This is a genomic window from Streptomyces sp. NPDC004284 (genome assembly GCF_042874035.1).
Classification (GTDB): domain Bacteria; phylum Actinomycetota; class Actinomycetes; order Streptomycetales; family Streptomycetaceae; genus Streptomyces.
In genome coordinates this window covers 817,269-829,847 of sequence record NZ_JBIAMJ010000001.1, presented here as the reverse complement: position 1 = coordinate 829,847, position 12,579 = coordinate 817,269, and the positions used below count along the sequence as shown (strand labels likewise).

The following is a 12,579-nucleotide window of genomic DNA, read 5'->3' as shown; positions in this document are numbered from 1 at the left end:
GGCTACGCCCGAGTAGTTAACAAAGCGCCGGATTGCCCACCCGAGAACCGGGGGAAGGCTCCCCCGGTACGCCCCCGAACCCGTCTCCCAGTAACCCTCGTTCATCCCTGTGGACCCGCCATCCGAGTGAACGCGGACAGGAGCCGTCATGCCCGCAACCCGCCGGCCGTCGACGGAGCTAGAAAGAGCGCACCACCACCCGCACCCCCGTAACCCGTCAGGTGATGCCGTGAATCCGCTCATGGGACGCATTCCCGTACTGGACGTCCGCCCGTTGGTCGACTGCGGTCGCCGCCCCGCGAAGGCGGTGGCCGGAGAGTCCTTCGAGGTGACGGCGACCGTCTTCCGCGAGGGCCACGACGCGGTCGCCGCCAATGTCGTGCTGCGCGGCCCCTCGGGCCGCCCCGGCCCCTGGACCCCGATGCGCGAACTGGCCCCGGGCACCGACCGGTGGGGGGCCGAGGTCACCCCGGACGCCGAGGGCTCCTGGACGTACACCGTGGAGGCATGGAGCGACCCGGTGGCCACCTGGCGCCACACCGCGCGGATCAAGATCCCGGCCGGGATCGACTCCGAACTGGTCCTCGCCGAGGGGGCCGAGCTGCACGAGCGGGCCGCGAAGGGCGTCCCGAAGAAGGGCGGCGGCCGGGAGGCCGTGCTCGCGGCGGCGGACACGCTGCGCGACCCGTCCCGCCCGGCCGCGGTGCGGCTCGCGGCGGCGCTCGCCCCGCAGGTGGTCGACGCCCTGGACCGCCACCCGCTGCGCGAACTGCTCTCCTCCTCACCCGCGTTGCCGCTCCAGGTGGAGCGCGAGCGGGCCCTGTTCGGCTCCTGGTACGAGTTCTTCCCGCGCTCGGAGGGCGTGCGGAAGGTGAAGGGGCGTACGGTCCCGGGGAACTTCCGCACCGCGGCCGAACGGCTCCCGGCGGTCGCCGCGATGGGCTTCGACGTCGTCTACCTGCCGCCGGTGCACCCGATCGGCGAGACCCACCGCAAGGGACCGAACAACTCCCTGTCGGCGTCGCCGAGCGACGTGGGCGTGCCGTGGGCGATCGGCTCGCCGGAGGGCGGGCACGACGCGCTCCACCCGGACCTGGGGACCTTCGAGGACTTCGACGCGTTCGTGGCGCGGGCCCGGGAGCTGCGCCTGGAGATCGCGCTCGACTTCGCGCTCCAGTGCTCCCCGGACCACCCGTGGGTGGAGAAGCACCCGGACTGGTTCCACCACCGCCCGGACGGCTCGATCGCGTACGCGGAGAACCCGCCGAAGAAGTACCAGGACATCTATCCGATCGCGTTCGACAGGGACATGGACGGGATCGTCGCGGAGACCGTGCGGATCCTGCGGTTCTGGATGGACCACGGGGTGCGGATCTTCCGCGTCGACAACCCGCACACCAAGCCGGTGGTGTTCTGGGAGCGGGTGATCGGCGAGATCAACCGGGCCGACCCGGACGTGATCTTCCTGGCGGAGGCGTTCACCCGCCCGGCGATGATGCGGACGCTCGGCGCGATCGGTTTCCAGCAGTCGTACACGTACTTCACCTGGCGCAACACCAAGGAGGAGCTGACGGAGTACCTCACCGAGCTGTCCGGGGAGACGGCCGCGCTGATGCGGCCGAACTTCTTCGTGAACACCCCCGACATCCTGCACGCCTACCTCCAGGAGGGCGGCCGGCCCGCGTTCGAGGCGCGCGCGGTGCTCGCGGCGACGCTCTCCCCGTCCTGGGGCATGTACGCCGGGTACGAGCTGTGCGAGAACGCCCCGCTGCGGGACGGCAGCGAGGAGTACCTCGACTCGGAGAAGTACGAACTCAGGCCCCGCGACTGGGAGTCGGCGGAGCGGGCGGGGGCGACGATCACCCCGCTGATCACCGCCCTGAACCGGATCAGGCGCCGCCACCCGGCCCTCCGCCGGCTGCGGAACCTGACCTTCCACGACACCGACAACCCGCAGGTGATCGCGTACTCGAAGCGCTCGGGTTCGAACATCGTTCTGGTGGTCGTCAACCTCGACCCGCACCACACCCAGGAGGCTTCACTCTCGTTGAACATGCCGGAACTCGGCCTCGACTGGCACGAGACCGTGCCGGTGCGCGACGAGCTCACCGGCGAGACCTATCACTGGGGCAGGGCCGCTTACGTGCGCCTAGAGCCGGGTGTCACGCCCGCGCACGTACTCGCCCTGCGACCGTCCCCGCAGACCGGAGGGTCACCCACCACATGACTGTCAACGAGCCCGTCCCCGACACCTTCGAGGACACCCCCGCCAAGGACCGCGATCCCGACTGGTTCAAGCGGGCGGTGTTCTACGAGGTCCTCGTCCGCTCCTTCCAGGACAGCAACGGCGACGGCGTCGGCGACCTGAAGGGCATCACGTCCAAGCTGGACTACCTCCAGTGGCTGGGCGTGGACTGCCTCTGGCTGCCGCCGTTCTTCAAGTCCCCGCTGCGGGACGGCGGCTACGACGTCGCCGACTACACGTCGGTGCTCCCCGAGTTCGGCGACCTCGCCGACTTCGTGGAGTTCGTCGACGCGGCCCACCAGCGCGGGATGCGCGTGGTCATCGACTTCGTCATGAACCACACCAGCGACCAGCACCCGTGGTTCCAGGAGTCGCGGCGCGACCCGGACGGCCCGTACGGGGACTACTACGTCTGGGCGGACGACGACAAGCAGTACGCGGACGCCCGGATCATCTTCGTCGACACCGAGACGTCCAACTGGACCTTCGACCCGGTCCGCAAGCAGTACTACTGGCACCGGTTCTTCTCGCACCAGCCGGACCTCAACTACGAGAACCCGGCGGTGCAGGAGGAGATCCTCTCCGCGCTGAAGTTCTGGCTGGACCTGGGGATCGACGGCTTCCGGCTCGACGCGGTGCCGTACCTGTACCAGCAGGAGGGCACCAACTGCGAGAACCTCCCGGCCACCCACGGCTTCCTCAAGCAGGTCCGCAAGGAGATCGACGACCACTACCCGGACACGGTGCTGCTCGCCGAGGCCAACCAGTGGCCGGAGGACGTCGTCGACTACTTCGGCGACTTCCGCTCCGGCGGCGACGAGTGCCACATGGCCTTCCACTTCCCGGTCATGCCGCGCATCTTCATGGCCGTGCGGCGCGAGTCCCGCTACCCGGTCTCCGAGATCCTGGCGAAGACCCCGGAGATCCCCTCCGGCTGCCAGTGGGGCATCTTCCTGCGCAACCACGACGAGCTCACCCTCGAAATGGTCACGGACGAAGAGCGCGACTACATGTACGCCGAGTACGCCAAGGACCCGCGCATGCGGGCCAACATCGGCATCCGGCGGCGGCTCGCCCCGCTCCTCGACAACGACCGCAAGCAGATGGAGCTGTTCACCGCGCTGCTCTTCTCGCTGCCCGGCTCGCCGGTGCTCTACTACGGCGACGAGATCGGCATGGGCGACAACATCTGGCTGGGCGACCGGGACGGGGTGCGGACCCCGATGCAGTGGACCCCCGACCGGAACGCGGGCTTCTCCTCCTGCGACCCGGGACGGCTCTACCTGCCGGCCATCATGGACCCCGTCCACGGCTACCAGGTGACGAACGTCGAAGCCGGGATGGCGTCCCCGTCCTCGCTCCTCCACTGGACGAAGCGGATGATCGAGATCCGTAAGCAGAACCGCGCCTTCGGGACGGGGACGTACACGGAACTCCCGGCCTCCAACCCGGCGGTGCTGGCGTTCCTGCGCGAAGACGGCGACGACCTCGTGCTGTGCGTGAACAACTTCTCGCGGCACGCGCAGCCGACCGAGCTCGACCTGCGCCGCTTCGACGGCACCCGGCCCGTGGAGCTGATCGGCGGGGTGCAGTTCCCGGCCATCGGCCAGCTGCCCTACCTCCTGACCCTTGCGGGACACGGCTTCTACTGGTTCCGTCTCAAGAAGGCCTGAGCGACGGCCAGTTCCCGTACGAACCCGGGTGGGGCGGTTACCTCCGTCCCACTCCGGGCACTGTGAACGACACACGATCCACGCCACGATCCAGGTCCATCCGGGCCTTCTTGCCGGGCCCATACGGATCTTCCCTTTCCGACACGTCCCGCACATCCGGACAGCCACAGCCGCAATCCGGGACAATCTGCGCATTTGAACGCCTATGAAAGCCACTTGCGCACCCCGGGGAAAGGACGCGATGCCATGCCGGAGACCGCATCCACCACCCGGGCCCCGGACGCCCTCCTTCCGTCCCTCGCCCCCCTGCTCCACGAATGGCTGCCACGGCAGCGCTGGTTCGCGGGCAAGGGCCGCCGGGTCACCGGATTCACCCTGGACGCGGCCACCGAGCTGCTGCCCCTGGACGGCACGGGACCCGGCCTCCTCCACCTGCTCGTACGGGTCGAACAGCCGGGCCGCCCGGCCGGGACGCCCGCCGACTGCTACCAACTGCTCCTGGGAGTAAGGACCCAGCTCCCACCCCGCCTCGCCCCCGCCCTGATCGGGCGGATCCGGCAGGGCCCGCTCGCCGGACGCGCCGTCTACGAGGGACTGCGCGACCCGCGCCTCGCCGGCCTCCTGTACGAGCGCCTGCGCACCCCGGGCCGCACCGGCCCGCTGCGCTTCCACGCCACGACGGCCCTGCCACCGGCCCTGGCCCCCCGCATGCTCGACGCGGAACAGTCCAACTCGTCCCTGGTCTACGGAGATTCGTTCATCCTGAAGATCTTCCGGCGGGTCAGCCCGGGGGCCAACCCGGACCTGGAGCTGCCGCTCGCCCTGGCCGGGGCGGGCTGCGCCCGCGTCCCGGCGCCGGTGGCCTGGTTCGAGTCCGGGGCCTCCACCCTCGGCGTCCTCCAGCCCTACCTGCGGGACTCCCGCGACGGCTGGCGGCTCGCCCTCGACGCCCTGGCGGACGGCCGGGAGTTCACGACCGAGGCGCGGGCACTGGGCCGCGCGACCGCCGAGGTCCACCTGGCGCTCGCGTCCGCCCTGCCGACCCGCCGCCTCGGCCGCTCCGAGACCGGGCAACTGGCCGCCGCCATGGACCGCCGCCTGCACACGGCGGCCCAGGCGGTGCCGGCGCTGCTGCCGTACGTACCGGGCCTGCGGGCCGTGTTCGCGGCGGCGAGCGGCGGGGCGGAGGTCCAGCGCATCCACGGCGACCTGCACCTCGGGCAGACCCTCCGCGGCTCCGACGGCGGCTGGGCCGTCATCGACTTCGAGGGCGAACCGGCGAAGCCGCTCGACGAGCGGCGCAGCCCGCAGCCGACCGTCCGCGACGTCGCCGGCATGCTCCGCTCCTTCGACTACGCGGCCCGCACCCACCGCCCCTGGAACGCGGACTGGGCGACGCGCTGCCGCGCCGCCTACTGCACCGGCTACGCGGAGGTCGCGGGCGTCGATCCCCGTGCCGACCCGGCCCTCCTCCGCGCCTACGAGACCGACAAGGCCGTCTACGAGGTCGTGTACGAGGCCCGGCACCGGCCGGACTGGCTTCCGGTCCCGATGTCCGCGATCGAACGCCTCGCGGCCCGGTGAACCGCGACGTGTCGGGCCCTCGACGGGCGGGCCCGACACGTTCGGCGCAGTCCCGCCGCGCGCCGCACCGCCCCCCGCCTGCGAAAGCCCGACGCGCCCCGTTCGGCCGAGTGTCCCGGCCCGCCACCCCACCGTTCCGTTCCCGTACCCCCTTCCCCTGCCCCCAGGAGGCACCCCCGTGACCGGCCGTCCCGCAGGCAAGAAGTCCAGCACCGTACGGAAGGCGCCCGTGCTCGACCCGGGCGACCGGGCCCGGCTGCTCGCCGGGGAGCATCACGATCCGCACGGCCTGCTCGGCGCGCACCCGGTGAAGGGCGGGGTCGTCATCAGGGCGCTGCGCCCCTGGGCGAAGGAGGTCGCCGTCCTCACCAAGGGCAGGCGGCTCCTGATGGACGACGACGGCGACGGGCTGTTCTCGGTGTTCGTCCCGCTGCTGCGGAAGGTCCCGGCGTACGAGCTGCGGGTGCGGTACGACGGGGACGAGCTGCCGCTGCACGACCCGTACCGCTTCCTGCCCTCGCTCGGCGATCTCGACCTGCATCTGATCGGCGAGGGCCGGCACGAGGAGCTGTGGACGGCGCTCGGCTCGCACCCGATGACGCACGAGGGAGTGGAGGGCACCCGCTTCGCCGTGTGGGCGCCGAACGCCCGCGGCGTGCGGGTCACGGGTGACTTCACGCACTGGGACGGCACGGCGCTGCCGATGCGTTCGCTGGGGTCGACGGGCGTGTGGGAGCTGTTCGTGCCGGGGGTCGGCGAGGGCGCCGTCTACAAGTACGACATCGCGCGGCCCGACGGTTCGCACACGGTCCGCGCGGACCCGATGGCCCGCCGGACCGAATGCCCTCCGAACACCGCCTCGATCGTCACCGCGTCGCACTACGCGTGGGACGACGCCGAGTGGATGGAGCGGCGCGGGGCGCGCCCGCCGCACGAGGCGCCGATCTCGGTCTACGAGGTGCACCTGCCGTCGTGGCGGCCGGGGCTGACCTACCGCGAGCTGGCCGAGCAGCTGCCCGCGTACGTCCGTGATCTCGGGTTCACGCACGTGGAGTTCATGCCGGTCACCGAGCATCCCTTCGGCGGGTCCTGGGGCTACCAGGTGACCGGTTTCTACGCGCCGACGGCCCGCATGGGGACCCCGGACGACTTCCGGTTCCTCGTCGACGCGCTGCACCGGGCCGGGATCGGCGTCCTGATGGACTGGGTGCCCGCGCACTTCCCGAAGGACGACTGGGCGCTCGCGGAGTTCGACGGGCGGCCGCTGTACGAGCACGAGGACCCGCGCCGTTCGCACCACCCCGACTGGGGGACCCTCGAGTTCGACTACGGCCGCAAGGAGGTGCGGAACTTCCTGGTCGCGAACGCCGTGTACTGGTGCCAGGAGTTCCACGTGGACGGGCTGCGGGTCGACGCGGTGGCGTCGATGCTCTACCTGGACTACTCGCGGGAGCACGGCGACTGGCTGCCGAACGAGTTCGGGGGCCGGGAGAACCTGGACGCGGTCCGCTTCCTCCAGGAGATGAACGCCACCGTGTACCGCCGCTGCCCCGGCGTCGTCACCTTCGCCGAGGAGTCGACGGCCTGGGACGGGGTGACGCGGGCGACGGACCAGGTGGGCCCCGGCGGCTTCGGCGGTCTGGGCTTCGGCATGAAGTGGAACATGGGCTGGATGCACGACTCGCTGGAGTACGTGCAGAAGGAGCCGGTGCACCGCAAGTACCACCACCACGAGATGACGTTCTCGATGGTGTACGCGTACAGCGAGAACTACATCCTGCCGATCTCGCACGACGAGGTGGTGCACGGCAAGCGGTCGCTGGTGTCGAAGATGCCGGGCGACTGGTGGCAGCAGCGGGCCAACCACCGCGCCTATCTGGGCTTCATGTGGGCGCACCCGGGCAAGCAGCTGCTGTACATGGGGCAGGAGTTCGCGCAGGGCGCGGAGTGGTCGGCGGACCACGGGCCCGACTGGTGGCTGCTCGATCCGGCGTACGGGGCGGAGGCGGACCACCGGGGGGTGCGGGACCTCGTCCGGGACCTGAACACGGTGTACGCGGGGACGCCCTCGCTCTGGGAGCGGGACACCGCTCCGGACGGTTTCCAGTGGGTGGTGGGGGACGCGGCCGAGGACAACGTCTTCGCGTTCCTGCGCTTCGACGGCTTCGGTTCGCCGCTGCTCGCGGTGTGCAACTTCTCGCCGGTGGTGCGGCACGACTACCGGCTGGGGGTGCCGGACACGTTCGCGGCCTGGGCGGAGGTCCTGAACACGGACGCGGCCCGGTACGGGGGCTCGGACGTGGTCGGCACCGACCCGGTGAAGACCGAGTCGGTGCCGTGGCACGGCCGTGAGGCGAGCGTACGGATGACGCTGCCGCCGCTGGCGACGGTCTGGCTCAGGCCGGCGTGACGGCCGGCCTGATCACTCCGAGCCGCTGAGTGGCCCGGGTGAGCGCCACGTACAGGTCGTTGACCCCGTGCGTGGCGCCCTCCCGGATGCCGTCGGGGTCGACGACGAGGACGGTGTCGAATTCGAGGCCCTTCGCCTGCCGGGGGTCGAGGAGGACGACCGGCCGGGTGAGGTCGGGCTTCGGGCCGTACGAGGCCTCGGGGAGGGCGGCGATCAGTCCGGGGTGGAATCCGGCCGGGGCGATGACGGCGATCCGGCCCTCCTCGCGGAGTTCGGCGGCGACCGCGTCCGCCGCCTCCTTCACCGGGTCCTCGGCGGTCCGGTCCCAGGGCTCCACGCCGGTGGAGCGGACCGAGCGGGGCGGTTCGAAGCCGGGGTCGGCGGCCCGCCGGGCCTCGGCGGCGACGGCCATGATCTCGGCGGGCGTGCGGTAGTTGACGCCGAGGCGGACGTGGTCCCAGCGGTCCTCGACGTACGGGCCGAGGATGGACCGCCAGGCGCCGACGCCGGCCGGGTCGCCGGTCTGGGCGGGGTCGCCGACGAGGGTCATGGAGCGGCTGGGGCTGCGGCGCATGAGGAGCCGCCAGGTCATCGCGGAGAGCTCCTGGGCCTCGTCGACGATGATGTGGCCGAAGGCCCAGGTGCGGTCGGCGGCGGCCCGTTCGGCGGCGGTGCGGTGGTCGGCCTCCTCGTGGCGCTCGGCGAACCGCTCGGCGTCGATGATGTCGTGCGCGGAGAGGACCTCGGAGGCGTCCTTGTCGAGCTCCTCCTTGTCCTCGAACTCGTAGGTGCGGGAGGCGAAGGAGACGTCGAGGACGCCCTGCGCGTACTGGATCTGCTTCTGCCGCTCGGCCTCCTCGGCGGCGCGGAGGGCCGAGTCGTCCTCGCCGAGGAGCTCGGCGGCCTCGTCGAGCAGGGGTACGTCGGCGGGGGTCCAGGGCCCGGCGTCGCGCCGGATGGCGGCGGCGGCCTCGTCGTCGAGGTGGGTGGGCTCGGCGAGGTAGTCGGCGAGGAACTCCTGCGGGGTGAGCGCCGGCCAGAGGGTGTCGATGGCCCCGTGGACCTCGGGGTTGGCGGCGATGCCCTTCGCGAGCAGGGCGATGTCGTCGGGGCCGAGGAAGTTGGGGCCGCCGTAGGGGTCGGCGCCGATGCGGTCGGCGAGCTGTTCGGCGAGCGCGTCGAGGATCCGGAAGACGAAGTAGGGGCGGGCGAGGTTGTGCGGGAGCGCGGTCTCGCGGGCCTTGTGGCGGGCTTCGAGGGCCATGTCCCAGTCGATGACCAGGTCGCCGTCGTCGTGCGGGACGATCAGCGGCTCGCCGCGCTCGGGCACCCGCTGCCGGTCCCGTACGGCCGCGGCGAGGGCGTCGGCCATGGCGGCGGCGCCCTTCACGGCGGCGGCGCGCGGGGTGTCGGTGCCGGTGGCGCGGACGCCGGGGAACAGCTCGGCGGGGGTGGCGAGGAGCACGCCGGTCTCGCCGAGGGAGGGCAGGACGTTGCCGATGTAGCCCAGGAAGGCCGGGTTGGGCCCGACGATGAGCACCGCCCGCTTGGCGAGCTGCTCGCGGTGCGCGTACAGGAGGTACGCGGCCCGGTGCAGGGCGACGGCGGTCTTCCCCGTACCGGGACCGCCCTCCACGACGAGGACCCCGCGGTGCGGGGAGCGGATGATGGCGTCCTGCTCCGCCTGGATGGTCTGCACGATGTCGTGCATCCGCCCGGTGCGGGCGGCGTCCAGCGCGGCGAGCAGCACCTCGTCGGCGTTCCGGCTCTCGTGGCCGGTGCGGGTGGCGTCGGCGAGGTCGAGCACCTCGTCGTGCAGGGACACGACCTCGCGCCCCTTGGTGGTGATGTGCCGGCGGCGGGTGAGCCCCATCGGCTCGTACCCCGTGGCGAGGTAGAAGGGCCGGGCGACCTCGGCCCGCCAGTCCACGACGAGCGGCGTACGGTTCGCGTCGTCCTCCCGGATGCCGAGCCGCCCGATGTGGTGGTCCCGCCCGTCCCTGAAGACGAGCCGCCCGAAGCAGAGCCCGCTCTCCCCCGCGTCGAGCGCGGCGAGCAGCCCGGACCGCTCGGCGACCATCACGTCCCGTTCGAGGCGGGACTGGGCGCTCCCGGTTCCGGGCGTGGCGAGGGCCCGGGCGACGCCGGCTTCGGCCTGGTCCCTCAGGTCGTCGAGCCGCGCGTAGAGCGAGGTGATGAATTTCTGCTCTTCCCGAAATGGCTCGGTTGACAATTCGACTCCCAGCGCGATACAGTGCGTTTATTGAACTTCTTTGTTTCTCCCGTGTCCTGAGACACGGAATTCGCAAATATACGTGACACAACACCCCGGCTGTCAATTCTAGTCCGGGGTATTTTTGTGCCCTCGAAAATGCCGCGCGCCGACAGCCGTCCATGTCGAAAAGCCCCGGGGCGAGTGCCCCGGGGCTTCGTCGTGCCGGGAGGACCGGGCCGGGATCGGGGAGCCGGGGCTGCGGCGGGACTACACGGAGCAGCGGCGGGCGGTGCGGAGGTTCGCGACGGCCGAGTACGCGGCCGCGCGGCTGCTGCTGCCCGCGGCGCTGCTGCCGCACGTCGTGGCCGCCGTCGCGTTCATGCACGAGACCGACGACCGGATCGACCGCGGGACCCCGGGCGAGCGGGCGGCCGCGCTCGTGGAGTGGGACGGGCTCGTGCGGAAGGCCTTCGCCGGGGGCGATGCCGGGCTGCCCGTGCTGCGCTGCCTGGTGCGCACCGCCGGGCGCCACCCGGACGTGCGGGCGCACGCGGAGGAGTTCCTGCGGGGCTGCGCGCGCGAGGTGGAGTGGCGGACGATCGCGGACGACGAGGAGCTGGAGCGGTACGTACGGGAGTACTCCCTGCCCGCGCTGATGCTCACGGCCTGTCTGCTCGCCCCCGGGGAGGCGTCGGAGCGGGAGGCGTTCACGGACGGCTGCCACCGGCTCATCCGCGCCATGCAGCGTTTCGACTTCCTGGAGGACCTGCCGGAGGACGTGCGCGCGGGCCGGCCGGGCGTCCCCGCCGACGCGGTGGCGCGCCACGGCGCGGACCTCACCCGGCCGAGCGCGGCGCTCGGCCGGCTCGTCGAGGAGCAGGTGGGCCGGGCCGCGGCCGACCTGACGGCGGCGGGCCCGCTCGCGGACGTGGTGGACCCGGTGCACCGGCCCTTCGTGCGGGCCCTCGTCGGCGTCCAGCGGCTCCGCCTCGACGCGGTGCGCCGCGCCGGTCCGGCGCTGGCGGCCCGCACGTCGGGGCCGTCGGCTCCGGCGGCGGGCGCGCTGCTGCTCAGGGAGGCGGTGGCGCGGGGGCGCGGCTGAGCCCTCGCCCCCCCGTTACGCCCGCGTCGGCCGGAGAACCTCCTCCAGGTCGGCCAGGAGGCGGCGCTTCGGGCGGGCGCCGACGATCGACTTCACGGGTTCGCCGGCCCGGAAGACCATGAGGGTGGGGGCGGCGAGCACCCCGTACGTGAGGGTGGTCTCCGGGTTGCGGTCCACGTCGATCTCGACGATCCGGAGGCGGCCGGCCTCCTCCGTGGCGAGGGCGTCGAGGACCGGGGTCAGCTGCCGGCACGGGCCGCACCAGTCCGCGGTGAACTTCACCAGGACCGGCAGCTCCGAGCCGAGGACGTCCTTCGCGAAGTCCGCGTCCGTCGTGTGCGTGGTGTGGGTGGTGTGGGTGGTCATTTCGTCGTCCCTTCCGCTTCCGTCATGTCGAGTTCGCATCGGGGCTCCGGGCCGTGCGGGAGTTCCGCCTCGGCCCGCAGCAGTTGGGCGCCCAGGTGGGCGCGTACCGCCTGGAGCTGGTCGATGAGGCCGTCCAGCTCGGTGAGTTTGCGGCGGTAGACGGCGATCGAGGCGGGGCAGGAGTCCCCCGCCGGGTGCCCCGCGCGCAGGCAGTCGACGAACGGCCGGGTCTCCTCCAGTTCGAAGCCGAAGTCCTGGAGGGTCCGGATCTGCTGGAGCAGCCGCAGGTCGTCCTCGTCGTACGTGCGGTGGCCCTGGTCCGTGCGCCGGGCGGTCAGCAGGCCCCGGGACTCGTAGTACCGCAGGGTCCGCGTGGTCGTTCCGGCCCGCTCGGCCAGCTCTCCGATGCGCATGTCCCCGACGGTAGGCCTTGACGTCGGCGTCAGGGCAAGGGGTGGCGTCAGGCCGGCGGCAGGAGCGGCTTCCGCTCGACCGGGGAGGACAGGACGATCGAGGTCGTGGTCCGGCCGAGGGCCGAGGTCCGCTCCAGGACCTCTTCGAGGTGGATGGTGTCGGTGACGGCGACCTTGAGGATCCAGCAGTCCTCGCCGACCACGTGGTGGACCTCCAGGACCTCGGGGCGCGCGATGAGCTCCAGGGTGCGGGGGTGCTTCAGGTTGTAGCCGCCGTGCGGGTTCACGCGGATGAAGGCCTGGATGCCGTAGCCGAGCAGGGCCGGCGAGACGTGCGCGCCGTAGCCGGTGACCGCCCCGCTCGCCTCCAGGCGGCGGACGCGCTCGGTGACGGCCGCGGGGCTGAGCCGGACGCGGCGGCCGAGCTCGCTGAGTTTGATGCGGCCGTCGGTCTGCAGGAGGTCCAGGATCTGCCGGTCGATGGGGTCGAAAGCGGCCGCCGAGGTTTCGTCGGTGGCGGCGCGCGAATGCCGTGGTTCCTTCGGCGGGACGGCCTGCACTCCCATGTTTC

Annotated in this window: 9 protein-coding genes; 5 read left to right on the top strand and 4 right to left on the bottom strand. The window is 72.1% G+C overall.

Features of this window, described 5'->3' with window-relative positions:
• The first annotated feature begins 241 nt into the window (after positions 1-241).
• The 4 genes from ACFYUS_RS03845 (at position 242) to glgB (ending at position 7,912) form a co-directional block, all read left to right on the top strand.
• Complete coding sequence (locus tag ACFYUS_RS03845; protein WP_388845340.1) at positions 242-2,227, top strand: alpha-1,4-glucan--maltose-1-phosphate maltosyltransferase; 1,986 nt, start codon at positions 242-244, stop codon at positions 2,225-2,227.
• On the top strand, positions 2,224-3,918 hold the full coding sequence (gene treS / locus ACFYUS_RS03840) for a maltose alpha-D-glucosyltransferase (RefSeq protein ID WP_388845338.1): 1,695 nt from the start codon (positions 2,224-2,226) through the stop codon (positions 3,916-3,918). Before ACFYUS_RS03845 ends, treS begins: the two co-directional genes overlap by 4 nt.
• A 246-nt stretch (positions 3,919-4,164) precedes the next feature.
• Entirely contained in the window at positions 4,165-5,502 is a 1,338-nt protein-coding gene (locus tag ACFYUS_RS03835) for a maltokinase (RefSeq protein ID WP_388845335.1), read from the top strand.
• 178 nt (positions 5,503-5,680) lie between these two features.
• A complete protein-coding gene (gene glgB / locus ACFYUS_RS03830; protein WP_388845333.1) occupies positions 5,681-7,912 on the top strand; it encodes a 1,4-alpha-glucan branching enzyme in 2,232 nt (743 codons plus the stop codon).
• On the opposite strand, the gene ACFYUS_RS03825 is transcribed toward glgB, so the two are convergent.
• Positions 7,899-10,145: a HelD family protein gene (locus ACFYUS_RS03825; RefSeq protein ID WP_388845330.1), complete on the bottom strand. Its 2,247-nt coding sequence runs from the start codon at positions 10,143-10,145 to the stop codon at positions 7,899-7,901. The two genes, glgB and ACFYUS_RS03825, sit on opposite strands and share 14 nt — an antisense overlap.
• Positions 10,146-10,416: 271 nt before the next feature.
• Here ACFYUS_RS03825 and ACFYUS_RS03820 point away from each other — a divergent pair, with 271 nt between their 5' ends.
• Positions 10,417-11,229 carry a squalene/phytoene synthase family protein gene (locus ACFYUS_RS03820; RefSeq protein WP_388845328.1) on the top strand — a complete coding sequence of 271 codons (813 nt, stop codon included), beginning with the start codon at positions 10,417-10,419 and terminating at the stop codon, positions 11,227-11,229.
• A 15-nt stretch (positions 11,230-11,244) separates the two neighbouring features.
• Here the strand turns inward: ACFYUS_RS03820 and ACFYUS_RS03815 are convergent, their stop codons facing one another.
• Genes ACFYUS_RS03815 through ACFYUS_RS03805 form a run of 3 tightly spaced genes read right to left on the bottom strand, consistent with a single transcriptional unit; the run spans position 11,245 to position 12,574 of the window.
• Complete coding sequence (locus ACFYUS_RS03815) at positions 11,245-11,595, bottom strand: thioredoxin family protein (protein ID WP_388845325.1); 351 nt, start codon at positions 11,593-11,595, stop codon at positions 11,245-11,247.
• A complete protein-coding gene (locus tag ACFYUS_RS03810; RefSeq protein ID WP_388845322.1) occupies positions 11,592-12,008 on the bottom strand; it encodes a MerR family transcriptional regulator in 417 nt (138 codons plus the stop codon). The genes ACFYUS_RS03815 and ACFYUS_RS03810 overlap by 4 nt, the downstream gene beginning before the upstream one ends.
• 47 nt (positions 12,009-12,055) lie before the next feature.
• Positions 12,056-12,574: an Lrp/AsnC family transcriptional regulator gene (locus ACFYUS_RS03805; RefSeq protein WP_388845319.1), complete on the bottom strand. Its 519-nt coding sequence runs from the start codon at positions 12,572-12,574 to the stop codon at positions 12,056-12,058.
• Between the last annotated feature and the right edge of the window lie 5 nt (positions 12,575-12,579).

What these genes read in the sequence shown, in the direction of transcription:
- ACFYUS_RS03835 (WP_388845335.1), top strand. Translation starts at nt 4,165, where the DNA reads ATGCCGGAGACCGCATCCACCACCCGGGCCCCGGACGCCCTCCTTCCG.
- ACFYUS_RS03845 (WP_388845340.1), top strand. Translation starts at nt 242, where the DNA reads ATGGGACGCATTCCCGTACTGGACGTCCGCCCGTTGGTCGACTGCGGT.
- ACFYUS_RS03815 (WP_388845325.1), bottom strand. Translation starts at nt 11,595, where the DNA reads ATGACCACCCACACCACCCACACCACGCACACGACGGACGCGGACTTC.
- ACFYUS_RS03810 (WP_388845322.1), bottom strand. Translation starts at nt 12,008, where the DNA reads ATGCGCATCGGAGAGCTGGCCGAGCGGGCCGGAACGACCACGCGGACC.
- ACFYUS_RS03805 (WP_388845319.1), bottom strand. Translation starts at nt 12,574, where the DNA reads ATGGGAGTGCAGGCCGTCCCGCCGAAGGAACCACGGCATTCGCGCGCC.
- treS (WP_388845338.1), top strand. Translation starts at nt 2,224, where the DNA reads ATGACTGTCAACGAGCCCGTCCCCGACACCTTCGAGGACACCCCCGCC.